The sequence below is a fragment of the Pseudoalteromonas thalassia genome (assembly GCF_049257215.1).
GTDB classification, from domain to species: domain Bacteria; phylum Pseudomonadota; class Gammaproteobacteria; order Enterobacterales; family Alteromonadaceae; genus Pseudoalteromonas; species Pseudoalteromonas lipolytica_C.
This window is the reverse complement of sequence record NZ_JBMMUE010000019.1, coordinates 57,829-84,769: the sequence shown is the minus strand read 5'-3', so window position 1 is coordinate 84,769 and position 26,941 is coordinate 57,829. Positions and strand designations below refer to the sequence as shown.

Here is a 26,941-nt window from a genome sequence, read left to right as displayed (position 1 = left end):
CATTTATGCCTAAAACTTTCTATTGCGACCACCGCTAATAAAAGTAGCCTTAGACGTTTTTGGATACAAAAAGTTACCTGAAAGCAGGATTGTAGAGCATTTACGTTAAGTCGATTCTATCCATCAACGTGTCAGATTGATCTTAGCTGGCACGAAATGCCCCAAAGTTTGTTACGACTCATATATGAACATGGCAATTTGAAGGGAGATTTCTTAGCTTTCTAACACCTATATACGACAATAGCCACTAGACATGGCTCTATTACGCGCTACCTGCAGTCAAGTCGATGAGCGGAAGAAAACATGGCTATTTGAACCCATGTGTCTACGAGTGGACCCGAATAAACTCATTAGTGAGACAGTTGCTTTTTGCATTTAACTATCAGAAACTCTGAAGTTTTAGATTTTTTAACTCTGCTGGAGACAGTGAAACACAAACGATTTTCTTTGATAGAATATCCATACAGTGCTCAAGGTAGTCTAATTGACCACGTAGTTTCTTGCCTCCAACTTTAACGCTTCTCGCGACAATACCTCCTTCTAGTTCTAATAGATCCATGTTGTTCCTAACGTAGTTTTCAGTTTTGTACTCTCTAGTAGGAATGTAATCTTCGAATTTATCCTTTGGCCTTTTATCTTCATGTAAAGCGTAAGCCCAAACTTCTATCCAGATGTCATAGTCATCTAAAAAAAAGTCGCAACGACAAGTACCGCCTCTAGGCCCAGAGAATTTATCAATAGATAGATCATGCTTGTACCTTATACCCAAAGCTACTAATAAGTTCGAAGTTAAAGCTTCGGCTCGTGAAGGAAAGTAATTGCCGTGATTGTCTGGTACTTTTTTATCGAACCATTCGTGGGCTCTGGCAATCTTATTTACCCAGCCAAACCTCAAACTTGCTTTGTAACTACCAGCACACTCGATAGACCAATGGGCTATCGATACAAATGATTTTGTGTGATTAATCATTTGTTCAAAATTCCATGTATCATAGTAGTTCATCATTTTCCAACCACAATGACGGTATAAATCACGCAGTAACCCACGTTCGTTTAAGTTATTCCAAAGTCCGTAACTTGTTTGGTCTGAGAAATCAGTGGCATTTTTTATACCTTGGTTTTCGATTTCCTTTAGAGCCAAATCGAATAACTCCCTATCCGTGAGTATTGAATACTGTGCTAAGATGTTCCATCCAAAGTGACTGCATACTTTTTCTTTTAGATTCAGCTGATAAATTCGTGCGCAAAGTGTAGGAAAGTAAGTCGATAGCGCCCCCCAATTATTTACGGGATTATTTTCTATCTGTTCTATAGCACTGGGGAGATCTTTGATAATTTTATCATATGGTTGGGTTTTAAGTTGAAATCCTTCATCGGTCATAATGTCATTTAATGTACTGATTCCACGATATTTTAATCTATTGCAGAAGCGTCTCATAGGCAGAGGCATCTCGCTAAGCACTTGATCTTTCGATGTTAGACCTTTGTTGGCGGCTTCTTTGATGTATTCCCTAAGCTCATCATTTGTAAATTCTCTAGCATCTATACTAAGTAAATTATTCTCAGTTGATAAATATTTATAAATCTTATTGTGCGGTTGATTTCTATCAGGTTGATATGAACTGAAAATCCATGATGATGCTTTAGGAAATAGTAATTGAAATTCGCTCCAAGAAATAACTTTATATTCCTCAAATAGTTTTTGGTAATACGAGTTATCTTTTTTTTCTAGGTCTTTACTTAAATATGTAGTGGAACATTCTGGGTTATCACAGTATGTAAACCCTCTATATCGTACTTTGTCAAAGGAACGAGAGTTGTTCAAAGTTCCACATATATCACATTGAATGGAAAGTAATTGATTGCGTTCTACCTTTGCATTGTGTCTTAATTGCTGGCTTTGCTTGTTGTCAAGATTGAGGCCGCCAATGGTCTTTGGCAGGTACTTATGAAAAGGTTTTAGAAAGCGGTTGAAGTCATCGAAAGCTCTAACTTCCAAAGGATAACACTTTAAGCAATCAACGAAGCTTTCAACCTGCTTGAAGGTAAGCTCAATCATGCAGCCACATTTTGTGATTTTATAGGTTGTTTCTTTCGCCCTAGGCTTTATATCCCCAGCAACTATTAGACCTTTACTTCTACAAAGCTCCTCTAATTGAGCATTATTTAACTGAGGGGCAGCCTTCCGCTTAGGTTTAGATGGATCTCGCTCACCTTTCTTAGTGAATAGTGAACCTACTTCGATCACTCCATTTTCACCTCCATTGCGCCAAAATATAAATTCATCTGCTCTATTTTTATGAATAAGAACTGTGTCAATGGATTCGGTAAATGGCCGAGCTATAGTCAAGTACCATTCTCTTTCTTGATTGGTTTGGTGTAAGTAAATTAGGGGATAAACGCCTTTGGGATTACATGGTTGTGCTTTACATTGCCCTTTATTTGTGGAGACGATTGTTTTAGACGTTTTTTCTTCAACATAACCGCAGTTTTGACAGCGTAAGATGTGTACCGATAACCCGTTCTTGTGTTCACCAGAAAGATAATCAAACCCTTTGTTTTTAGCGTGCAATTCAATATCAGATTGATCGTAGTTTGAGGTTTTAGTCATAATGTCTTCATTTGATTAGTATGGGTTAGAGACGGGTAGTTGCAAAACGTGATTATTAGATTATTTAGACACAGTATTTGATTTTATTCAATGACTTCTTGATGGTTTGTTGCGTAGATGAGTCATATGTGACCTTCCTTAATGGCGCATATGTATCGGCTCACGATATAGCTCGACTGAAATAATGAACGCTTGAAGTTTCAGAGCGATAACTCTAAATAACTTCTGTCCAAAACGAATTTATATGACAGACTGCTTCTCACAAATACACACCTGTCAGGTATATTAATTCCTTTTAATCAAACCTGACAGATACACTAAAGACTTATTGACCCGTTAAACGCTTTGCAAATGAAATCGCATAAGCTGTTGAGCGTAATTTAAGTACTTTGTCATCGCTTGGTAAAAAGCCTTTAGACAATAGATTAGGGTCATAATTAGTGAGGTCGCAGCCTGACTCACCTGTCGATTCTATGGTGAGCTTTCCTAAATTAATTGTTTTGCGATCAGCGGGCCAACGAACTGAAGGGTCAGTTAACGTATCACCGGGCTCGGCTAATTCAGCTTGAAAACGATAATGCACCCTCCCTTTTGCTAAATCTTGTTCAAGTCGCTTAGCCAGAAATGATTTAGGGAGTGTTTTCATTTGTTCTTCTGTTAGTACCTGCTCTGGCTCTTCTGGCACCATGGTCCACCTAAAGGCATGCTTAGCGCCCTTTTCATCAACCATGTAAAAGGTATGCACACCAAAATAACGCGAAGACACATACGATGCTGGCGGGTTATGGCTTTGTAGCCAGTTAAATTGTCCTAAGGTACTCGGGTTTTGCTCTCTGTATGCTTTTACTTTCGCAAAATCGATTTGACCAGTTTTTTCGTCAGGTACTAAGGTACTTAGCAAACCAAAAAATGCTTCAGGGCTATTACCTGCAAATACCGGCGTAGTAAGCCCTGCAATATTATGTACATCACCATTTTCTAGCACAAACTGCACCCCCATTCCACGCGGCGAGCGTGATGTTTCATCAGCATGAGGATTACCACCGCCCATAGAAAAGCGAATATTTGCTTTTGACGCTGCGTTAAATAAAGGGCTGATTGAATACTGTTTTGCTGCTTGATTAGGTGTAAATGTGCCAACAGCGCACACCCCTTTGGCGTGACCTTTTCTGATACCGGGCTGCTTACCTGACAGCTTCTCAAATAAATTAATAAAATCTTGCCCGTTTACTGGCTCCTCAGCAAAACTTGCTGTTGGTAATACAAGGCACATAGCACAAACTAAAGACTTAATTTTTAGCATTTATCCATCCTTTAAACTTAGTTCCAACAAAAATGACCAGACAAACTTCAAAATGATTTCATCAAAGTTAATAAATATTTTTACCAACAAAAGCGCTACAAATATTTAATAAACTTAGAATATTTAATTAACTACAGTATTTTAAAAAGCTGCTAACTTTAAATTTAGGATCCTAAAAACTGCTGTGGCGCCCAGCATTTTAAAAAATAATCCATGTTCTTAACACGCCTATGGCTAGTCACTTAATGGTAAATTTTGTGGCTTGGTCAAAAACAACAAGGATCTAATTATGGTGAAACAACATAAAAAAACCACTGCAAACGCTGATGTAGATATGACTCCTATGCTCGATATTGTGTTTATCTTGCTTATATTTTTTATTGTCACAACCTCGTTTGTTAAAGAGCGCGCTATTGAAGTGAATCGCCCTTTAGCAAAACCAAGCCTTGAAAACCCGAAAAAACAAGCGCAATTTACTATTTCTGAAAACGACAGTATTTACTTTGCAAACCGGCTTATCACACCAGAGCAGATAATCGCTAACCTTGCGTTATTTGCCGCACAGTTTGAAATGACCAATGTGCAAGTAACAGCAAGTGAGCAAAGCAGCCACAAAACCTTGGTCACCTTGCTTGATAAAATAAAACAATATCAAGATGTGCCAATTTCTATAAGTACGTCTTTATAACTAAAAAAGGGCCAAATGGCCCTTTGCAAAGTTAAATAATAAAAGAATCTAAAGGGAGTTTAGAACTTGTACTCTGCACCTACGTAATAGTACGCACCGTTAAAACCAAATGGTGCTGAACGACGTGAGTAAGTGAATACACCTGGGCTTGAAACAATTGTGTTGCCGCTTGCATCAACAATCGTACCCGAGCGTGAATTACCAATGGTGTTCTTATCTGGGTAAACATCAAATAAGTTATTTGCACCAATGTTAAATGACAGATTTTCGTTAAAGAAGTAGTTAACTTTTACATCAGTTAAGATTTCAGCACCGTATGTTTGACGACCACCGTCTTCAACTGTGTACTCGCCGTAACGGTTTAGTGATAGGTTTACAGTCCAATCTTCTAAACGGTAAAGCGCACTTAAGTTAATGCGGTCTTCTGGTTGCCATTCTTCAATAATTGAGGTTTCTTGCGCAGAAAACACATCTTCTACCGGAATAGTCTCAAGGCCACTGCCTGATGGCGTAAATAAATCAACCACATCTGTTTTAGTGAAGTTAGCAGCAAAGGTGAAATCAAGCGTACCGCCAAGGCCTTCTGTGTTCCATGTGGCAACTAAATCAACACCTTCTGTTTCTGTGTCTGCACCATTTAAGAAGAACTGACCCGCACCTGCACCTGAGCTTTCAAGTGCAGCATCTAGCGTATCTGATAAACCTTTACCTAAACGGTTAGAAATAACGATACGGTCGTCGATATCAATCGAGTAGTAGTCAATGGTTAAATTGATATTGTCGGTAACGTTATACACAATACCTAAACTACGGTTTTGTGATTTCTCTTCTTTTAGCTTAGGAATACCAATTGATTGCGCTAAGGTACTGTCGTTTCTGAACGTACCTACTTGCTCAGCGACTAAGCTGCCATCATCACCCACAACAAACTGTGTACTTACGTTATTAAAGTAAAGTTGTTGCATTGAAGGCGCTCTAAAACCTGTGCTTAGTGCACCACGTAAAGACACATCTTCAGTAATTGACCAGTTACCCGCTAGCTTAAAGTTAACTGTATCGCCAAAGCCTTTGTAGTTATCGTAACGCACCGCACCTGAGATGATGACATCATCGATTACATAGGTTTCTGCATCCATGTAGAATGAGATCACATCGCGCGACTCATCAACTGATGATGCCGGATCTGAGCCACCAAAACCTTGCGTACCACTTGCTGCATCAACACTACCAACACCGCCATTTAGGCCTGAGTAAATGCTAACGCCATCAACTGTGTCGTAATCACGGTATGCGTATTCACTACCTTCAAGAATACGGAACTCATCAGTACGCAGCTCAGCACCTAGTGCTAATGAAAAATTGTCGTAATCTTTAGTGTAATCAAGGTTGAGTGTTTGAAGCGATAATTCAAGGCCATATGCATACGCTGAACGCGGGATAGTGGCACGAATTTCATCAGCGCTTAAACCTTGGTTATAACGAAGGTAGTTTGCGTATGAACCATTGATAGTGTCGCTTGTTGTGTAATCAATACTGTTTTCACCGTAGGTGTACGATAAATCAATGCTTGAATCATTATCAAACGACTTTTTAAAGCCCACGTTGTAAGACACGTCATCAATGATGGTATTAATCTTAGGTAAGAAACCCATAGGAATGGTTGCATCACCATCTTGTAATACTGGGTTACCATTTGCATTTGCGTTATGACGGAAAAACGCTGCTGATTCATTTTCACGATTTGAATAGGTGATAAAGCCATATAATTCACCACCAGCTAATTCGTAGCCAGTATTAATCGTTAAAGCAAATTGCTGTGAATCTGCATCACCAATTCTAAACGTATCACGAGGTGCTGTTAACTCACGCGGATCGCCGGCTAATAATGTACCGTCATCAAGTTCTGTACAGCCGTAAAATTGACAAGAACCATGAAGGCCTGCACGGTTAGTAGGCGCACGGTCACGGTAATTAATTGTGGTGTTAAGATAACCTTCATCACCTAAAGCAAAACCTTTGTTGAAATCAACAGTAACCGTTTCACCATCGCCTTCTGAATACTCACCGTAGTTGATAGCGGCTTTACCGCCTTCTTCGGCGTCTTTTAATACGATATTGATAACACCTGCAATCGCATCTGAACCATATTGTGCAGCAGCACCATCACGTAATACTTCGATACGTTTGATTGCAGCAGCAGGGATAGCGTTCATGTCAGTACCAGCTGTACCACGACCTACTGACGTATTAATGTGGATAAGGCTCGCTTGATGGCGGCGTTTACCGTTGATAAGCACTAAGGTTTGATCTGGTCCTAAGCCACGCAATGTTGCTGGGCGAAGTGCATCTGTACCATCACTGATAGACGAGCTTGAAAAGTTAAACGATGGAGCGATTGCTTGAAGCATACGGCCTACTTCTGTTTGGCCTGTATTCTCAAGTGCTTCAGCACTTAAAATATCAACCGGAACCGGTAAATCTTCAACCGAGCGTCCTGCTACACGGCTACCGACAACGGCAATTTTTTCGATGTTTTGTTCTGCTGCTTGATCTTCTGCTAATGCTTGCGTATTGGCGGCTAGCAGTAATGGCACGACTGCAGCGCTGACCCCTGATACTTTGATCATGTTGTTATCTTTCCTATCTACTTGTTTGAGTTTTATCCTCAGCAAGCCTTGTTGATCAACAACCGCATCAAGCTCAGTACCTTCTAGCATCGCATTCAGTGCATCGAGTTTAGTGTAAAAACCAAATAACGATTGTGCCTGATATTGCTTCGCTAATTCGAAAGAAAAAATGACTGTTTGTTCGGTTTGCTTTGCAAATTCGATTAAAGCCAAATCAGCTCGTTGCGCTTTGATGTCAAATTGCAGCATTTGTTTTTCAGCTGCAATTGCTGTTTGGCCGACGGTAAGGCCATAAACAACAAATGAGGCTGGTAACAACTGCAATTGCTTACTGTGCAACTTAAACAAACAGGTGAGGGAAAAAAATCCACTATGTAAATTTAACTTTTTTTTAATTAATTTTTTGTGACGAGAAAGTGGCGCACAATTAACATCATAATATTGGCGTATTCTCATAGGCAGAACTAACCTTTTGCAGCGAACGTTAAGCTAACACGATGCTCACCCAAACGTTGGTGATTAACTGATAAATTTGCCTGTAGTGAATCAAGTAGGCCTTTAATATCGCCAGCTTTAAACACACCAGCTACCTTCAAAGATGCAAGTTCAGGATCGCTAAGCTCAAATCTCGTTGCTGTATAACGACTAACTTCTTGAAGTGCCTCGCTTAATGGTTCACCACTAAAGATCAGCATTCCATGTTGCCATGCAAGATCGCGTTGCACATCATCTGCTGAAAGCTGCTTAATTGGCTCGGTTTTACTGTGTTTAATCAGCGCTTTTTCACCAGATATAACAACATTCGCTTTTAGTTTTTTTATGTCAGAGCTGTTATCTGAAGCACTTTTTAATCTGTCAAAGTCACTTGCATCAACATGAGTATTTGGATCGGCAATCATTACTTTGCCTTCAGTGACCACTAATTCTAAGTCTGATGCAGTATTTCGCTGAACATTAAACACTGTACCAAGTGCAGTAAAAGATTTATCACCCGCGATCACTGTAAATGGACGGCTTGCATCTTTAGCAACGTTAAAACGCCCTTCGCCACGGTTTAAAATTAACTGGCGACGAGTTCCCGTATAAGCCACTTCAAGTTTTGTATTGGTATTAAGTTGTACAATTGTGCTATCTGGCAAAACGAATGTAGCTTGCTCACCCACTTTTGTCCGGTAAATCTTATTAAATTTCGCGTAATCGTTCTCTTCACTTTGCCAATAACTAGAATAAATCAACATAATGCAACCAAACAGCATCACAATTAAAAAGCTGGCGGCTGTTGCCATGCCAAATACTGCGGGTTGTTTTTGTGGTGCTTTGTAAGGAAACAGGCTACTTAGCTCGTTAAGTACACTCATTTCATCCCACAAGCTTGCAAGCTCAAAAAGTGCTTCTTGGTGAGCAGCACTTTGATGGGCCCACATATGTAATTGGCTTACTTCATCTTTTGATAAACCACGGTCAATGGCGCTTATCCACTGACTCGCCTGCTCTTGAATCATTTCTTTTGATGAAAACGGGTGAACATTACTCATTTGTTCACCTCTTTTGCAGCGAACTCTGTGGTTGTAGGGTGACTGTGGGTTTGAACGTCGTGAGATTTCATTGCTCGGTGAACATGTAATAAGCCTTTGGCTATGTGTTTTTCAACAGTGCTTTCGCTGAGTTCCATTTTAGCAGCAATTTCCTTTTGGCTTAGGCCGTAGACTTTCTTTAAAATAAAGCATTTTTTTACTTGTGGACTTAGTTCGTTAGTTACTCGGCAAAAAAACAAAAAGCGTTCCTTTGAGGTCACTTCATCTTCTAAGGCCATTGAGCGCATTTGATGCTCAACTTGTTGTTGCTCATCTAACGACTCTTTATATTTATTATCCCATTTAGCAATATGGTTTAGTGCTAAATGTTTTGCCGTTTTCAGCATATAACTATGAGTGTACTCGATATTTTGTCTAAGATCGGCCTCATAACTTTTGATAAACGTCTCTTGCACAATATCTTCTACATCATCAGGGCTGACGATACGTGATACAAAGCGCCTAAGCTTGCTCGATATCTCAGTAAAAGCGGTGATCACACCTGTTCTATCTGTCATCCTTAACTCACATTTATTATATTTTTATTGCTTTAGGGTACGAGATTTCAGTTTAATTACAAGCCATTTGTTAAAATTTTGTGCCTCACGTTAATATACCCAAATAAAATCATATTTATACCTTACATTTATTTAAGGCAAATTGCTGATTTGAGTACATTTGTATAACCAACTTACCATCACAGTAAATCTAATAAACAATGACTAACAAAGCCTCAAAAGTAGATAAATATGATTTCTACTGGTTTACTTTGCTAACTCGTTTTAATAATCCTCATTAAAGTAGTTTTTTGTATCGATATAATCCGAGCAAAAGTAAACTAAAGGGTGTACCTTTTGCTATTTTGGGTATAAACTAATCGAACTTTAAAATTGCATAGGACTGCCTTTGAGTTTTGGATGGCATTTCTTTGCTTACTTGCTTAACAATTGGACTGTGGAGTAAACATGCGTCTGCCTTTCGCACCTGCCAAATTATCTTTATCTGCTTTATTATTGGTTACTGCACCTATACTTTTATCTGCTTGCTCTAAAGCACCGGAGCAGCAAGGTCAAATGCACCCAGCTGCGGTTGCCACAATGACCATGAAAACTGAAGATGTGCCTTTTACTATCGAGCTGCCTGCAACGTTATCAGGTTCAAAAGAAGTCGAAGTTCGTGCTCGCGTTACCGGTATTCTTGAGTCACGTAACTTTGAAGAGGGCCAACGTGTAGAGCAAGGCCAGTCATTATTCACTATTGACCTTGAACCTTATCAACTTGCGGTTGACCGCGCTCAAGCAGCACTTGATGGCGCAAAAGCAGCTTTAATTCAGGCAGAACGTGATGTAAAACGTTTAGCAAAGCTACGTGCCGAGAAATCCGTTTCGCAGCGTGACTACGATAACGCAAGTTCAGCCAATGATATTGCAAAAACAGATTTAGCTGCCGCTAAAGTAGCTTTGAAAGAAGCACAACTTAATCTTGAATATGCGCAAGTTAAAGCCCCTGTCGCAGGTGTAATGGGTCGTGAGTTTGTTTCTGAAGGCACTTATGTTTCTGGCCCAGATTTATTATTAACGCAAATGACTCAGTTTGATCCGATTCGTATTCGTTTTGGCTTATCTGAGCGTGAACAATTACAAATGCGTCAAGATGTTAAAAATGGCTCACTCACTTTACCTGAGCAAGGCCACTGGCAAACACAAATCAAATTACAAGACGGTTCTTTATACAGCAAAACCGGTGAAGTTAATTTCTCTGATGTCCGTATTAACCCGAACACAGGTACCAGTGAGTTTCAGGCAATTATCCCTAACCCTGATTACCAACTTCGCCCGGGCCAATTCGTGCGCGTTGAGTTAAGTGGTGCAGTTCGCAAAAACGCTTTCATCGTGCCACAACGTGCCGTGCTTGATAACGGCACCGGTAAATTTGTTTATGTAGTAAGCAAAAACGAGCAAGGCATGGATGTTGCGTTACCTGCCCCTGTCACTGTAGGTGAATGGATCAAAAAACCAGAAAACGAGCAATACCAAAATTTTTGGTTGATCCGCAGTGGGTTAAAAGAAGGCGACCAAGTTATTGTTGATGGCATGGCACGTATTTTCTTCCCGGGTATGCCAGTCAATGTTGGCAAACCAACCACTAACTCAAGCCACGCAGAATAAGCACAGGGAGTCTTATGTTTTCTCGTTACTTTATAGACAGACCCATTTTTGCGTTTGTTATATCTATTGTTATTGTGCTTGCGGGCCTTGCTGCGATGCGTAGCTTACCAGTTGCGCAATACCCTGAAATAGCACCACCGGTTGTACAAGTCACCGCGGCCTACCCTGGCGCATCTGCAGGAGTACTTGAACAAACCGTTGCTACACCGATAGAGAATGCCATTACCGGTGTTGAAGGCATGATGTATATGTCATCAACATCAACCAGTGCTGGCTCAACCACAATCGAAGTTACTTTTGAAATTGGCACTGATGTTGACCAAGCCGCTGTAAACGTAAATAACCGTGTAAAACAGGTTGAAGCACGTTTACCTGAAGAAACACGCCGCCAAGGTGTCGTGGTTCAAAAAGGCTCTTCTAGCTTTTTACAAGTGCATGCCTTTTACTCACCAGATGGTACACGCTCGAGTTTATGGACATCTAACTATGTTACTATGAACGTGCTTGACCGTATTAAACGAATTCCTGGTACAACGAGTGTACAAATTTTTGGTGCTAAAGATTATGCTATGCGTATTTGGCTACGCCCTGATGTAATGAGCCAATTAGGGGTTACGGTTGAAGAAATTGCCGGCGCAATCCGCGTACAAAACTCGCAATATGCCGCAGGTAAAATTGGTGCTACGCCAACAACTCAATCTCCACAAGAACTGGTTTATAGTGTTACAGCACAAGGCCGTTTATCTGAGCCTGAGCAGTTTGAAAACATCATTATTCGTTCAAATACTGACGGCAGTAGCTTACGCTTAAAAGACATTGCCCGCGTTGAGCTCGGTTCGAAGGATTACAACTTCAAAGGGACGATTAACGGTAAAGAAGCGGTACTGCTAGGTATCTTCTTACAACCCGGTGCCAACGCCCTTGACGTGGCTGAAGAAGTAAACAGTGTTATTGAAGAAATGAAAAGCCAGTTCCCTACTGGTCTTGCTCATTTAACCTCGTACGACACAACCCGCTTTGTTGAAGTATCAATTCGTGAAGTAGTAAAAACACTGCTTGAAGCCATGGTACTGGTATTCTTAGTGGTGTATTTATTCTTACAAAACTGGCGCGCAACGCTTATTCCGACTCTTGCAGTACCGGTTTCACTACTAGGCACATTTGCTGGCATGTATATGCTGGGTTACTCAATTAACTCACTCACCTTATTCGGTATGGTGCTCTCTATTGGTATTGTTGTTGATGATGCCATCGTGGTACTCGAAAACGTTGAACGTATTATGCACGAAGAAGGCCTAGGTGCTCGAGAAGCTGCCGTTAAAGCCATGGGCGAAGTAAGTGGCCCAGTGGTGGCAATTGTTTTAGTACTTTGCTCTGTGTTTGTGCCAATTGCATTTTTAGGTGGCTTAACCGGTGAGTTATTCCGCCAGTTCGCAATTACTATTTCGATTGCTGTAAGTTTATCGGGTGTGGTTGCCTTAACTATGACGCCAGCTCTTTGTGTGCTTATTTTAAAACAAGAACACAAACAAACCGCCCGTTTTTTCTTATGGTTTAACGACATGTTTACCAAGATCACTGGCCGTTATGTAGGTGCTGTTGGTTTTATGGTACGCCGTGGTCTGTTAGGTGTGATCTTAATGACGGGTATGGTTGTTGCTACAATTGGCCTTTGGCAAAATACGCCTGGTTCACTTGTACCAGATGAAGACCAAGGTTATTACATCTCTGCCATCTTCTTACCTGATGGGTCATCACTTGAGCGCACCGAGCAAGTCACACAGCAAGTTGTAAAAGCCGTACAATCAAACCCAGCGAACGAAAACGTGGTGGCGTTTACAGGTTTTGACTTTATTGGCGGTGGTTACAAAAACAGTGCTGCAACCTTATTCGTGACTCAAAAGCATTGGGATGAGCGTGAAGTTGATACCAAAGCGCTAGTGCAAGAGCTCTTCATGAAAACAGCGGGTATTAAAGAGGCGCTTGTACTTGCCTTTAACCCTCCGGCTATTTTTGGTTTAGGTAATACTGGTGGTTTTGAGTTTTACATTCAAAACAAAGGTGACAGTGACCCAGATAAACTACAACATGCAATGCAGTTGATGACAGCTGAAGCCCAAAAAAGCCCTACCATCAGTGGCTTGCAAACACTTTGGCGCCCTGATGCACCACAGCTACGTGTTGATGTTGACCGTGAGCAAGCGCGTGCCATGGGTGTCGAAATTGATGACGCGTTCACTGCCCTTGCGGGTAACTTAGGGACTTATTACGTTAACGACTTCAATAAGTTTGGTCGCGCATGGCAAGTACTAATGTCTGCAGACGCTGAATTTAGAATGAAGCCTGATGACATTGGTCGTATCTATGTTAAAAACAACCAAGGTACTATGGTGCCGCTTTCAGCCTTTACCACTATTGAGTATAGCCGTGGCCCTGAAAACCTTAACCGTTATAACAACTTACCAGCAGTTAAACTGATGGGTAATGCAGCACCGGGTTACAGCTCGGGGCAAGCCATTGCTGAGGTAGAACGTATTGCACAAGCAGTACTACCACCTAATATGACCTACGAATGGACAGGCTCTGCATTCCAAGAAAAACGCAGTTCAGGTACCACGGGCATTGCCTTAGGTCTTGCTGTGATCATGGTATTTTTAATTCTAGCAGCTCTTTATGAGCGTTGGTCACTACCGCTGTCTGTGATGCTTGCTCTCCCATTTGGTACATTTGGTGCGCTTATAGCAGTATGGGTTGTCGGTATGACAAACGATGTGTATTTCCAAATTGGTCTTGTCACACTACTTGGTCTTGCCAGTAAAAACGCGATTCTTATCGTTGAATACGCCTTGATGAAACATCAACAAGGTTGGAGCGCAAGTACTGCTGCACTTGAGGCTGCACGTTTACGTTTTAGACCAATTATTATGACCTCTCTAGCCTTTATTTTAGGTGTTGTGCCGTTAGTGCTGAGCTCTGGTGCAGGTGCGGGAGCTCGTCATAGTGTTGGTACGGGTGTTATGGGCGGTATGATGGCTGCAACATTCCTTGCGGTATTCTTTGTGCCACTGTTCTTTTATTGGTTAACGGCGCGTAAGTTAACTGAAAAACGCTCAAGACAAGAGCTTGCTGATGAGATAGCAAAACATCACCAGCAAGAACATGTCAAAACCCAAGAGGGTAACCTGTAAAAAATGAAGGGCAAACAATAAGTTTGCCCTTTTTTTTGATTATTTGATTACTAGCAATTTACTGCTTCGAGCGCTAGTATTAAGGAAAGATGTGTGGAGTGCAGCATGAATAATCAAAAATTAGCCGAATTTGAACAATTTTTTCAAATCAACGAGAGCAATCGCGTCAATTTATACGCCGTTGAACCTGAAGCTGTGCCAAAAACCAATGCTGAACTCGAAGCTGATATCCCCGCTTTATTTAAACTTGCTAACGAAGTAAATGAGCTTGAGCAAGCAACCTTACGCCCGCTTAGAAACCTAGGTGATGTTGCACAAGAACTAGCACTATTTTTACAAGCACAATCACGTAAAATTGATTTAATTATGAGCCATATTTTAGCCTCTGAACAGCCAGAAGATGACGCTAACTATTGCGATAGCTATGGCGGTGGCGGTGTAAAATTAACCTCATCAGAAGTATATGAACTTGGACAGACATTTCGCACTAAATTATTCTTACAACACGAAGCATCTGCCATTTATTGCTATACCGAATTAGTCGCCATTGAAAAATGTGATGATGATAAATACCAATATACCTTATTGTTTACGGCGATTCGTGATGCTGACCAAGATTTAGTCGTCAGAGCGGCCTTACATGCCCAAACTCGCCAACTAAAAAAACGTCAACAAGAAAACAATTCGCAAGACAGTTAAAAATCACGCTTTATCGCGCACAAAAAGCTGACATCTATGGCTAAAATGCTAAACTAGCCCCACCTTAGTTTGTTTATTACCTTCATGAAATTTAGACTTTTACCTGAATGGGCTGAGCAAGATGCTGTTATGCTTACTTGGCCACACCAAGATACTGATTGGGCTGCAAATTTAACGGCTGTAGAGCCTGTGTATGTGGCACTTTGCCAAGCAGTAAGCCAGCAACAAGATGTTGTCATTGTGGCCCATGATAATGCCCTTAAAGCACATATTGCCGGATTACTTGAAACCGCAAATGTTGATGCTAAGCGCATTCACTTTGTGGTGACACCCTGTAACGATACTTGGGCACGCGACCATGGCCCATTAACCTGTGCGAATATTGATGACGCAACAGAATTAAAAGTAATGGATTTTATTTTTAATGGTTGGGGCAATAAATTTGCAAGTGAACTTGATAACCAAATTAACCAAGTGCTTGTAAAGCAAGTTGCAAACCCTAAAAATGGTTATCAGCAAAGTGAACTGGTTCTTGAAGGCGGCGGCGTCGAAATCAACGAGCACGGCGTACTACTGACTACAAGCGAGTGCTTGTTAAACCCAAATCGTAACCCAGCACTTACAAAAGCAGATATAGAAAAAACGCTAGTTGAGCAACTTGGCGCTACGTCTTTCCTTTGGGTTGATCACGGTTACCTTGCGGGTGATGATACCGACAGCCATATTGATACACTGGTACGTTTTGCACCAAACAACATCCTTGTATATGTACAGTGCGATGATAAAAATGATGAGCATTTTGCTGCCCTTGATGCAATGGAAAAGCAACTGCAATCATTTAAAACAGCAGATGGTGAAAACTACACGCTGATTGCCTTACCTTGGCCAAAAGCAGTGTTCAATGAAGATGGTGACAGACTCCCTGCCACATACGCTAATTATTTAATTATCAATAAAACCGTTTTAGTACCAATTTATGGTGATGAAAACGACCAACTTGCGCTTGGTCAGGTTGCCAAAGCATACCCAGATCATACTGTGGTTGGTATTAATTGCGTGCCAATTATTCACCAATTTGGCAGCCTTCACTGTATTACAATGCAATTACCGCGCGGCTTTTTAGCAGGAACAAACAATGACTAAACCAACGCATTTAAAGGTTGCTCTTGTTCAGCAATCAAACACCGATAATGCTCAAGACAATATGGCAAAATCTATTGCTGGTATTCGTGATGCAGCAAGCCAAGGCGCTAAGCTAATTGTTCTTCAAGAGCTGCACCGTAGTTTGTATTTTTGCCAAACCGAAGATGTAGACGTTTTTGATTTAGCAGAAACAATTCCGGGCCCAAGCACAGACACCTTAGGCGCACTCGCTAAAGAATTAAATGTGGTGATCGTGTCATCATTATTTGAAAAGCGTGCCACAGGTCTTTATCACAATACCGCTGTGGTTCTAGAAACTGACGGCAGTATTGCCGGCAAATACCGTAAAATGCATATTCCTGATGACCCAGGTTTTTACGAGAAATTTTACTTCACACCGGGTGATTTAGGTTTTCAGCCTATTCAAACCTCTGTTGGCAAATTAGGCGTGTTAGTGTGTTGGGATCAATGGTTCCCAGAGGCTGCACGCTTAATGGCAATGGCCGGTGCTGAAATTTTAATATACCCCACAGCCATAGGCTGGGATCCGCGTGATGAAAAAGACGAACAAACACGTCAAAAAGACGCGTGGGTTATTTCACAACGCGCCCATGCAGTTGCCAACGGTGTACCGGTGATCAGCTGTAACCGTGTTGGTCACGAAAGTGATCCAAGCGGTCAAAGCGAAGGTATTCAGTTCTGGGGTAACTCGTTTATCGCAGGCCCTCAAGGTGAAATCTTAGCCGAAGCTAACAACAGTGATGAGCAATTATTGGTTGTTGAATTAGACCAAGCGCGTAGTGAAAACATTCGTCGAATTTGGCCTTACCTTCGTGATCGTCGTATCGATCACTATCAGGACTTAACCAAGATTTATCGAGACTAAGCAGTAAAAACAGTTTAAAGGAGTAGTAAATGGCGTTTGCGCAATGGGCAGCATTGCCTTGGGTAAAATCTGAAAAAGATAAAATTCAATGGGGACAACTTACCGGTAGCGGGCTTAGCATCGCCATCGCAGAAGGTGTAAAACAACACAACGAGCTGGTTGTGATTGTCACCCCAGATACGCCAAGCGCCCTTCGCCTTGAAACTGAACTCGAATTTCTATTGCCTGAAAACCCAGTCATGGTCTTCCCTGACTGGGAAACTCTACCTTATGATCATTTTTCGCCGCATCAAGATATTATTTCTGCACGCCTAGCCACCTTAAATACATTAAAAAAAGAACAACAAAGCGTATTAATCGTGCCAGTATCAACCTTGATGCTACGTACAGCCCCTGCTTCGTTTATTTACGGTTCAACCCTTAACTTTAAAGTGGGCGATACCTTAGATACCCATACACTGCGTGAAAACCTTGAGCAAGCGGGCTATTTACATGTACAACAAGTGATGGAGCATGGTGAATACGCTATCCGTGGTTCTATCGTTGACTTATACCCTATGGGTAGCCCACACCCATTCCGTTTAGACTTTTTTGATGATGAGCTCGACAGCATTCGTTTATTTGATGTTGAAAGCCAACGCTCTGATGAAAAAGTCGACAAAATTGAGTTACTGCCAGCTCACGAGTTTCCAACTAACGACTCAGACATCGAGCGTTTTCGTATCAATTATCGTGAACAATTTGGCGCAAGCTCTGAGCAAGACTCAATTTATATGCAGGTTACCAAAGGAACTTGGCCTGCCGGTATCGAATATTACATGCCACTGTTTTTTGATGGACTGGCGACTATCTTCGATTACTTACCAAGCAATACGACGTTTATGCATTTTGGCGATATTGAGCATGCTGCTGACCAATTTTGGCACGATGTAAATGTACGCTACGAAAATCGCCGTGTTGATCCACTTAGACCACTACTTGAGCCAATTAAGCTCTATCAAAGTGTTAATGAGCTGTTTGGTGAATTTGGTAAATACGCACGTATTCGTTTATCACAAGCCAAATTAGGCACCAAAGCAGGCCATACAAACCTTGCCAGTAAAGAGCTGCCAAATGTACGTATAGATCATAAGTTACATGAACCGTATCAAGGTTTAATAAACTATGTTGCTAGCGAGAAAAAACAAAAAGGCCGCGTGCTGCTCTCGGTTGAATCGGATGGCCGCCGCGAATCATTACTGACATTATTAAAACCAAGTGGTTTAAAGCTCAAAGAGTTTGAAACTTTTAGCGATTTTACCAATAGTACAAGCGATGTTGGCCTCATCGTTTCGCCACTTGAACAAAGTGTGGTGTTAGACGGTAAACCGCGTTTAACCATTATCACAGAGCAAGAATTATTAGGTATTAAGGTATCGCAGCGTCGACGCCGTAAACACAAATACGAAGCCAGCCAAGATGCGCTTATTCGTAACCTTGCTGAGCTACGAGAAGGCCAGCCAATCGTGCACCTTGACCACGGTGTAGGCCGCTATCAGGGGCTTGAAACCATCGATGCTGCCGGTGTTATCACCGAGTTTGTTACCATCATTTACGCCAACGAAGCGAAGCTTTACGTACCTGTTTCAGCGTTACATATGCTGAGCCGCTATTCTGGTGGCGAAGAAGCCTCTGCCCCGCTTCATAAATTAGGCTCCGATGCGTGGGAAAAAGCTAAAAAACGTGCTGCCGAAAAAGTTCGTGATGTGGCTGCTGAGCTATTAGATATTTACGCTAAACGCCAAGCAAAACCGGGTAACCAATTTAAGCTTGATGGCAGTGCATATCGCCAGTTTAGCGACAGCTTCCCATTTGAAGAAACTGACGATCAACGCAACGCCATTGAGTCTGTTCTTGGTGATATGCAAAGTAAACAAGCGATGGACCGTTTGGTGTGTGGTGACGTTGGCTTTGGTAAAACTGAAGTGGCAATGCGCGCAGCCTTTGTGGCCGTTAACGATAACAAGCAAGTTGCGGTGCTGGTACCAACAACACTGCTTGCTCAGCAACATTATGAAAACTTTAAAGATCGTTTTGCCGATTTACCAATTGAAGTTGGTGTTTTATCACGCTTTAATTCTACAAAAGAGCAAAAAGATACCCTAGATAAAATGGCTGAGGGTAAATTAGATATCGTTATTGGTACACACAAGCTTATTCAACAAGATATCAAATTTAAAGATTTGGGCTTATTAATTGTTGATGAAGAGCACCGCTTTGGTGTGCGTCAAAAAGAAAAAATCAAAGCATTACGTGCCGATGTTGATATTTTAACACTTACAGCAACCCCTATCCCGCGTACCTTAAACATGGCAATGAGTGGTATGCGTGACCTGTCAATTATTGCCACACCACCTGCAAAACGTTTAGCGGTTAAAACCTTTGTTAGACAAAGGGATGCAGAACTAATTCGCGAAGCAATCCTGCGTGAAATTAAACGCGGTGGTCAGGTGTATTTCTTACATAATAATGTTGAAACTATCGACCGTGTTGCTGAAGAAATCAGTGAATGGGTACCCGAAGCCAGTGTTACAACGGCACATGGTCAAATGCGAGAGCGCGAGCTTGAGCAAATTATGAGTGATTTTTATCACCAAAAATATAATGTCATTGTGTGTACCACCATTATCGAAACCGGTATCGATGTACCCACTGCCAACACCATTATTATGGATAGAGCAGATAAGCTGGGGCTTGCACAACTACATCAGTTACGAGGGCGTGTTGGCCGAAGCCACCACCAAGCGTATGCATATCTTCTAACAGGTAATCCTAAGTCGTTAACCAAAGACGCTGTAAAACGTTTAGAAGCGATAGAATCGCTTGAAGATCTAGGCGCTGGCTTTGCACTTGCTACCCATGATTTAGAGATTCGTGGAGCGGGTGAATTACTTGGTGACGACCAATCAGGGCAAATGCAAACCATTGGTTTTAGTTTGTATATGGAAATGCTTGAGCAAGCCGTTAACGCATTAAAAGAAAGTAAAGAGCCAACCCTTGAGAATTTACTAGGTCAACAGACTGAGGTTGATTTAAAACTACCAGCCTTATTACCTGAAGATTATATTCATGATGTAAATGCTCGTTTAGGAATCTATAAACGCATTGCAAGCTGTGCTAACCTCAACGATATGGACGAATTACAGGTAGAGCTAATAGACCGCTTTGGTCTGCTGCCTGATGCCACTAAAAACTTATTTAGTTTGCAGCAATTAAAACTGCAAGCAAGCAATATTGGCATTAAGAAAATTGAAGCAAATCCGAAAGGCGGTTATTTTGAGTTTAGCCAGCATACAAAGGTTAACCCTAGCTTCATTATAGGTTTGATACAAAGTGCACCGCAGGTGTATAAAATGGATGGCGCGAATAAATTGCGCTTTGCGATTAGTGAGGCAAACCCTCGCGAACGCTTAAAAATGGTCACTGCAATGATTGCAGATTTCGAGAAAAAGGTTAGCCATTAATGTTGTTAAGAAATAGTTTTTTGTTGCTGTGTTGCTTATTTACAAGCTCATCGTTTGCAACGAGATGGTTTGAAATTGAAGTACTTATCTATAAACAACGCCCAGCACCTTATTTACAAGAAGATTTTTCTTTAAAGCATGATGAGATTACTGCTAAGCGCGAAAAAGATCTGCTTTCTCCAGCTTATACAGCGCAAGCTAGAGAAGAGTGCTTAAATGGCGACAGTCGATTTCAGTCTACGACATTTGCAGATGCTATTATTACCTCGAATCCCCACTCTAACGTGTGCGATGAAAGTGTTGATTATTTATCTAGTTATGACGAATTACCCGTAACACCCGTAGTCGAAGCTCGCGACGACACGGATGAAATTTATCTACTCGCGCCCGAGCAGCTACAGTTTATCGAACAAAAAAAGCAACTAGATCGTAAAGGTCTCACGCCGATACTTCACACAGGTTGGCGTTTTCCTGAAATGAGCGAAAGTAAAGCCCCCAGTATTAGATTGTTTTCAGGTGATCACTTTTCACAAGCGCTCGATAGCCAAGCAACTACTGATAATGACTTTATTAATCTAGTTAGCCCGGTACAGCAATATATTCCCGAACAGTTACAAACGATACCGAAGTGGGAATTAGAAGGCTTGATGAAAATATACGTTCGCCATTACCTGTTTATTCATGCTGATTTTGATATTAGTCAGCGTTTAGAGAGTGGCGACTATGAAAAAGCACGTTTTTCACAATTTAAGCGTGTAATAAGTAATGAAATTCATTATTTCGATCACCCTCGCATGGGGATGATTGTACAAATAAGACGTTATAACCATTAATGGAAACTATTATGAAAAAATATATGGCAATTGCTGCTGCAACGGTAGCGCTTACTTTAGCTGGCTGTTCAAAAGTTAACTTAGAAAACTATGAAAAAATTAAAATCGGTATGGATAAAGCTGAAGTTGAAGCGATTTTAGGCTCGGCTGATAAGTGCGAAGAAAAAACACTTCATACTAATTGTATTTGGGGTAGCAAAGACAAAAATATCGAAATTACATTAGTTTCAGATAAAGTGTCGCTGTACAGCAAAACAGGTTTAGACGCTAAATAAACCTATCAGGGTGGTAATGTACCACCCTCGTTTCTCTTTATTTAACTGACGTCGAATATATCCTTTCAATATTAACAATTTTGCTGCGATTTAAGGTGATTTTGTAGCGCTGCATCAGTGTTTTTTCATCGTTTTGTGAAAAAACCAATACCATATTTAGTTGATACCTACGCTCAACTGCTTGCTTAGATATTTTATTGCTTTCAAGATGATAAAGTTTACCTTCACCGCGTTTTAAATAACGTGCGAATGGCGCTAAACTAAATTGCATCGTTTGTTGTAGGGTATCGTAGCCCGGTAAAAACTCTTTAGCATTAACGTGTGTTTCACTAGCAAAATGTAACCATTGAGAAGCCTGCTTGTTCTGATGGCGACGCTTAGAGAAGATTTGTCTAACCTCTTTGGGAATACGCTTAAAAGCTTCGTATTCTAGCCAAATATACTGACTAGCAATGCGGTCTTTAGTGATACTATTTCTAAATTGAAAACGCCATTTTGGCCGCCCTCTTACTATTGCTCGCCATATAACGCGGGTAATATCCTCTTTGAATATCTCTCGCAGCCCATAAATTACACCTAAAATCAAAATTAAGGTTGCAGTTACCTCAGTAAAGGTTGAACGGGCGTTTAACACTACTAACATTACAAAGGCCATTATAACAGCCGTTACAGATCCCTTCACAATGCGCTTTAAATAGCTATTCAAATGTCGGGTATGACGAGTTAAAACCACACCATGTTCAATCAAACGTTGTAACAGGCGCATTTTATTAGTGATTCGATTGGCATCTTCAAGGGTTGATTGCGAGTTATATTCCTGCTCGTCACGGTAACTATTTTCAGTTTTACAAAACTCCAATAGCTCGCTGCGCTCTTTTGCAAAATCGCTACTGCGTGGCCCTTCGTCTAGTAACTTTAAAAATGACTGTTCAACATGCCAACTTAAATAGTTATCGGCATTTTTATAAAATGGCAGTAGTTTTTCATCATCTGGTGTGTAGCGTCTCAGCTTTTTAAGCAGCCCTTTGGTTTGCTCACATAATTCAATGGCTGCAGGATAAAACTCTTCAGCTTCTTGGTATTTTAAGGTGTCTTTAATATCAGCATTAAGCGCTAAACGAACTTGGTAGCAATATAAGTTTAAATTTTGTCGATAATCTTGCTGCTCACCTTTGTTTTTACTAACAAAGCGACTTCTCACCAAGGGTAAATGAATATTGTTGGCGTTATAAGCTAAATGTGATTTGAAATGGTTATTAAAAAATGACTCTTCACTAAGTGTTTGTGGATTAACACTCATCTCATTAGGGATTGAGAAATACAGATCTAAGCGCTGCTCTGCACGGGGAGTGAGTTCAGGCTCAATAATAAAAGATAGGTTTTCGTCTTGTTTAAGCAATATCACCTCGTTTGTTAAAAGTACCTCTACAGTTTACGCGTTGATAAGCTTTCAGACAATAAAAAAGCCCCGTAAAACGGGGCTTTAATAATCATTTCAAACTAGATTAGAACTTAACGTTCACACCAGCGAAGAAACGACGACCTAGTACATCATATGTGTACGGGTCAGTGTTTGAGTCATTGTTACCTGAGTAGTAAGGTGCTTGCTTATCGAATAAGTTGTTAACACCTGCAGAGAATGACACTGTGTCGTTCATGATGTATGAACCACTGATGTCGTGGTATACAACAGTACCAACGCTTGGTACTAGACACTCGCTGTCGTCAGCAAGACATGCATAGCTGTCTAGGCCGTCGATCATACGTGCTTGGTATTGTGCATCCCAGTTGTCGCCAGACGCGTTAAGAGTGAAGTTAGACTTAACTTTCGCGTAGCTACCGATACCAGAAGTTACAAGACCTGTGTAATCGATTGTGCTTGTGCCTGAATCAACGATGTACTCATCAAGGATAGTTACATCAAGACCTGTGCGCCAGTTAAGACCTGCAGCTTCAAATGCATACTTGAAGTTTACGTCGTAACCTTTAGTCGATTCGTTACCAATGTTTTGTAATTGGTTGTTGAAGCTAATACGACCAGTGCTTTGGTTGAAGTTGATTGCAGAAGACTGACAAAGTGCAGTATCTTGGTTTTTGTATGAACCTGTAGCAGCGTCAAGACAGTTCTCAACGATGTATTGGTTGTTTACGCTTGAAATTGAGTTTTCGATTTCGATTTCATAGTAGTCAACAGTCATTGAGAAACCATCTAACCACTCTGGAGCGTATACGAAACCAGCTGTTACTGTATCAGCAAGCTCTGGCGTTAATTGGTCATTACCACCCACAGTTACTTCAGCTTGGTCTTGTGCACCAGGGAAGTTAACTTGTTCGAATGAAGGTGATTTACCTTGGTAAAGCTCAGATACTGTAGGAGCACGGAATGCAGTTGAACGAACAGCACGTAGCATTAGTTCGTCGTTTACACGCCAAGTTAAACCTAGTTTCCAAGTCTCATCTGAACCAAATGTGCTGTAGTCAAATGCACGTACAGCTGCGCTTAAGTCAACCATTTGTGCAAATGGTGCATCAGCTAGAAGTGGAACAGCAAATTCTACGTATGCTTCGTTAACGTCGAAACGACCACCTGTTGGTTCAACACGTGGGTCATTTGCAAGACCTTGTGAAGTTAGTGAATCTGGAACGTACCATGCTTTTTCTTCACGACGCTCGATACCTGCAGCGAAACCAACGTAACCAGCAGGAAGTTCCATTACTTCACCATTAAGGCCAGCTGAAAGAACTAATAATTGGCTACCACCTGAGTTGTTTTCAGTGTAGTTGTACTGTGCAAGGTTGCCAGCAGACCAGTCAGCTTGGTTTAGTGGGTTAAACTCACCTTCACCGATTGCATCTTGGATTGAACCCATGTTTAGAAGGTTTGTTGCACGGTCAACTGAATCGTTACGACCGAATACTACTGAAGTATCCCAGCCCCAACCGTTGTCGAATGAACCGTCTAGACCGATTACTGCACGTACTGTGTCAACAACTTGCTCATAACCGCGAGGACCTACGTCTGTCATACGACGACCGTAAGAGATATCTTCTCCGTCAGCAACACCATGAGAAAGAAGTGAATCACCCATAGTTTCTGCATCGTATTTGAAGTCAAACCATACTGGCTGTGGAGCCATTTGTTGAGTTGACCAACGCTTAGAGTAAGTGAATTCAGACACTAAACGCGTTTCATCAGTTACGTCAAAGTGGCCGATACCTGTAAGGTTTAAACGACGCATTGGCGTGTATAGGTAGCTTGTTGCTGAGTAGTTGTATGCATCACCAGCAGCAGTGAAATCATGCCAACCACCATCTGCTTGACCTTGAAGGTCTGCATTTTCAGCCCAAACGTGGCCAAAAGGGGTATAAGAAGAACCACCACAGTAGAAGCTACCGTTGTCGTAATCTTCTTCGATAGGACAATCAGAGAAATCACGATCTGCTTGAGAAGCATCGCCACGGTCAGTATATTGTAAACCGATTACAACGTTACCACGGTCAAAGCTTGAACCCATTGTGATATCGAAAGACGTTTCGTCTGCATCGCCTTCACCAGTGATAGCACCGTTAAGGTTCATGTCTAGACCTTCGAAGTCGTCTTTTAAGATGATGTTAACAACACCCGCTACCGCGTCAGTACCGTATACAGCAGATGCGCCGTCTTTTAGTACTTCAACTTGCTTGATCATTGATACTGGGATTGTGTTTAAGTCAACAGTTGATGCTGCACCAGTACCAGAGTTGATCATACGACGACCATTTACTAGTACTAGAGTACGTTGTGCACCAAGACCACGTAGGTCAACACGTGCGTTACCACCTGAACCGTTGTTAACAGCAGGGTTAGTCATTGCACCGCTTGCTGCAGTCATTTTTTGTAAAACGCCATCGATGCTTGATGCACCCATTGCTTTGATGTCATCTGCACCAATTAATGTTACAGGACTAGACGTCTCCATATCGGTACGCTTAATGCGAGAACCTGTAACTTGAATCTTTTCGATTGAATCTGCCGCATCTTCAGCAGCTAATACTTGCATGCTTGAGAACATTGGGATTGCTGATACAACAGCTAAACCAAGAATTGATTTTTTCATGTGAAAACCCTACTTGTTGGAAATTTACCTTAGTTAGGTAGCGCTCGTTATTATTCGAATCACGAGTCAGCGGCAGGCAACTTAGGCTCAGTTAACTGAACGAAAACTGAATAATAGAGCAATAAAAAAACAACCTAAATTTCTAGTTTCCAATTGGGGTAATAAGGTTTCACGATGTATCAATGTTAACAGAAAAAAACACTATAAAATCAGCTTTCTACAATACTTTACAACCAAAAAAAATACGATTGAAATCAATTGCACGAACTTTGTAATCAAGTGTAACTAAGGCCGTATTAAGGCTACAAATGAAATTTTTACAACTTGATCACACACCGTTATAAAAACCGTAAAAGCTTGGTAAGACTGCTAACCATAGTTATTCACTAAAATTAACTAATTAGACAAAGTTAGTCGGTTAATCGCTGTATTGGAGGACGTTTTTTTAGATTTGTTCCAAAACTTTGTGGTTTTCTTGGAATAAGTTAGTTAAATGGCGTCGTTATGTAGGAAAAATAATTTGATGGTGTGTATCACTTAGTCAAATAAACAGTTACTTGGTGATACACATATAAATGTTGCGGTATTAAGGTTAGATAGAATCGAAATAATAAAAAAGCGTGTGTGTTTTGTTACTAGCGTCTTGATAGGTCACGGTCATCTTCCATGTCATGACGGGTTCTGAACACGCCCCTACCATTGTATTAGCAGTCCATATTTGTTCAGTCTTAGTAAACTGAACTGGGATGAACCCCATATACATAGATACACCTTCAAGTTTAGCTGAGGGATTTTTGGCATCATCTGGCAACTTCAAGTTAATTGTAAAAGGGGTTTCTGGGCTAACTTTAGAATTACTTAACCAAACTTCTACATTATTAGTAAATTGACATCGGCTATTATTTTCACAGCTTGTACTTGCGCTACCCTCTTCTATACTTTGGTAATCACACGCAGCAGTAAAAATACTGATCAGGAAAACTGGGAGTAAACTAATTCTCACTTTCTTTGCCTGTATAAAATAAAAGCGGATACTAGTCAGGTCATAGATAAAAGACAACTATGCTCGATGGAATAAGCTAATAAAAATACAATCACTGACAAAAAATAACCAACAAAACATCAAAAATTGATTGATGTCATAATTTTATGCAATTGACCTATCTTTTTAAGGTCAAAAATTTTATCATTTCCATCGCAAAAATAAGGGTTTCTCGAGTTTGTTTTCTGAAGCTAACACCTTTTAGCTAGCTTTAGGTAACACACTTGTGAAGTAATAGTAGGCCCCACTTTTATCAAGTGGGTAATTCATTTCTAAAACGCATTAATTGCAGCGGAAGCCAGAA

General features: G+C 41.0%; 17 protein-coding genes. 9 read left to right on the top strand and 8 right to left on the bottom strand.

Translation table 11 applies throughout. The features are described 5' to 3' along the window. Positions 1–382: 382 nt before the first annotated feature. Together AAEU31_RS18250 and AAEU31_RS18245 are read right to left on the bottom strand one after the other, a co-directional pair. Positions 383–2,611 carry a hypothetical protein gene (locus AAEU31_RS18250; protein WP_421967962.1) on the bottom strand — a complete coding sequence of 743 codons (2,229 nt, stop codon included), beginning with the start codon at positions 2,609–2,611 and terminating at the stop codon, positions 383–385. A 325-nt stretch (positions 2,612–2,936) separates the two neighbouring features. Further along, positions 2,937–3,914, bottom strand: a complete 978-nt coding sequence (locus tag AAEU31_RS18245; RefSeq protein WP_421967961.1) for a catalase family peroxidase — start codon at positions 3,912–3,914, stop codon at positions 2,937–2,939. Between the two features lie 289 nt (positions 3,915–4,203). Between AAEU31_RS18245 and AAEU31_RS18240 the strand changes: the two genes are divergently transcribed. Then, the gene (locus AAEU31_RS18240) at positions 4,204–4,602 is read left to right on the top strand and encodes an ExbD/TolR family protein (RefSeq protein ID WP_421967960.1); all 399 of its coding nucleotides are present in this window, start codon (positions 4,204–4,206) and stop codon (positions 4,600–4,602) included. Positions 4,603–4,661: 59 nt separating this feature from the next. On the opposite strand, the gene AAEU31_RS18235 is transcribed toward AAEU31_RS18240, so the two are convergent. The 3 genes from AAEU31_RS18235 to AAEU31_RS18225 form a co-directional block, all read right to left on the bottom strand. After that, entirely contained in the window at positions 4,662–7,478 is a 2,817-nt protein-coding gene (locus AAEU31_RS18235) for a TonB-dependent receptor plug domain-containing protein (protein ID WP_135926272.1), read from the bottom strand. 215 nt (positions 7,479–7,693) lie between these two features. Continuing rightward, positions 7,694–8,764: a FecR family protein gene (locus AAEU31_RS18230; RefSeq protein WP_421967959.1), complete on the bottom strand. Its 1,071-nt coding sequence runs from the start codon at positions 8,762–8,764 to the stop codon at positions 7,694–7,696. Continuing rightward, on the bottom strand, positions 8,761–9,321 hold the full coding sequence (locus tag AAEU31_RS18225; RefSeq protein ID WP_135924307.1) for an RNA polymerase sigma factor: 561 nt from the start codon (positions 9,319–9,321) through the stop codon (positions 8,761–8,763). The genes AAEU31_RS18230 and AAEU31_RS18225 overlap by 4 nt, the downstream gene beginning before the upstream one ends. A gap of 447 nt (positions 9,322–9,768) precedes the next feature. Between AAEU31_RS18225 and AAEU31_RS18220 the strand changes: the two genes are divergently transcribed. The 8 genes from AAEU31_RS18220 (at position 9,769) to AAEU31_RS18185 (ending at position 21,498) form a co-directional block, all read left to right on the top strand. Then, positions 9,769–10,971: an efflux RND transporter periplasmic adaptor subunit gene (locus AAEU31_RS18220; RefSeq protein WP_421967958.1), complete on the top strand. Its 1,203-nt coding sequence runs from the start codon at positions 9,769–9,771 to the stop codon at positions 10,969–10,971. 14 nt (positions 10,972–10,985) lie between these two features. Then, positions 10,986–14,159 carry an efflux RND transporter permease subunit gene (locus AAEU31_RS18215; RefSeq protein WP_421967957.1) on the top strand — a complete coding sequence of 1,058 codons (3,174 nt, stop codon included), beginning with the start codon at positions 10,986–10,988 and terminating at the stop codon, positions 14,157–14,159. Positions 14,160–14,264: 105 nt separating this feature from the next. After that, positions 14,265–14,858, top strand: a complete 594-nt coding sequence (locus AAEU31_RS18210) for a PilZ domain-containing protein (protein ID WP_135924304.1) — start codon at positions 14,265–14,267, stop codon at positions 14,856–14,858. A gap of 84 nt (positions 14,859–14,942) precedes the next feature. Then, on the top strand, positions 14,943–16,001 hold the full coding sequence (locus AAEU31_RS18205; RefSeq protein WP_421967956.1) for an agmatine deiminase family protein: 1,059 nt from the start codon (positions 14,943–14,945) through the stop codon (positions 15,999–16,001). Beyond that, positions 15,994–16,887, top strand: a complete 894-nt coding sequence (locus AAEU31_RS18200; RefSeq protein ID WP_235382359.1) for a carbon-nitrogen hydrolase — start codon at positions 15,994–15,996, stop codon at positions 16,885–16,887. The genes AAEU31_RS18205 and AAEU31_RS18200 overlap by 8 nt, the downstream gene beginning before the upstream one ends. Positions 16,888–16,916: 29 nt before the next feature. Then, on the top strand, positions 16,917–20,390 hold the full coding sequence (gene mfd / locus AAEU31_RS18195) for a transcription-repair coupling factor (protein ID WP_421967955.1): 3,474 nt from the start codon (positions 16,917–16,919) through the stop codon (positions 20,388–20,390). Further along, positions 20,390–21,223 carry a CsiV family protein gene (locus tag AAEU31_RS18190; protein WP_421967954.1) on the top strand — a complete coding sequence of 278 codons (834 nt, stop codon included), beginning with the start codon at positions 20,390–20,392 and terminating at the stop codon, positions 21,221–21,223. Before mfd ends, AAEU31_RS18190 begins: the two co-directional genes overlap by 1 nt. 11 nt (positions 21,224–21,234) lie before the next feature. Further along, entirely contained in the window at positions 21,235–21,498 is a 264-nt protein-coding gene (locus AAEU31_RS18185) for an outer membrane protein assembly factor BamE (RefSeq protein ID WP_135924299.1), read from the top strand. Between the two features lie 37 nt (positions 21,499–21,535). Here AAEU31_RS18185 and AAEU31_RS18180 read toward each other — a convergent pair whose 3' ends face one another. From AAEU31_RS18180 to AAEU31_RS18170, 3 genes are all read right to left on the bottom strand, one after another. After that, positions 21,536–22,897: a hypothetical protein gene (locus tag AAEU31_RS18180; protein WP_138558547.1), complete on the bottom strand. Its 1,362-nt coding sequence runs from the start codon at positions 22,895–22,897 to the stop codon at positions 21,536–21,538. Between the two features lie 106 nt (positions 22,898–23,003). Then, positions 23,004–25,595 (bottom strand): TonB-dependent receptor, encoded by a 2,592-nt coding sequence (locus AAEU31_RS18175; RefSeq protein ID WP_135924297.1) that lies wholly within the window; start codon positions 25,593–25,595, stop codon positions 23,004–23,006. A 592-nt stretch (positions 25,596–26,187) separates the two neighbouring features. Continuing rightward, on the bottom strand, positions 26,188–26,598 hold the full coding sequence (locus AAEU31_RS18170; RefSeq protein WP_199526598.1) for a hypothetical protein: 411 nt from the start codon (positions 26,596–26,598) through the stop codon (positions 26,188–26,190). Positions 26,599–26,941: the final 343 nt, after the last annotated feature.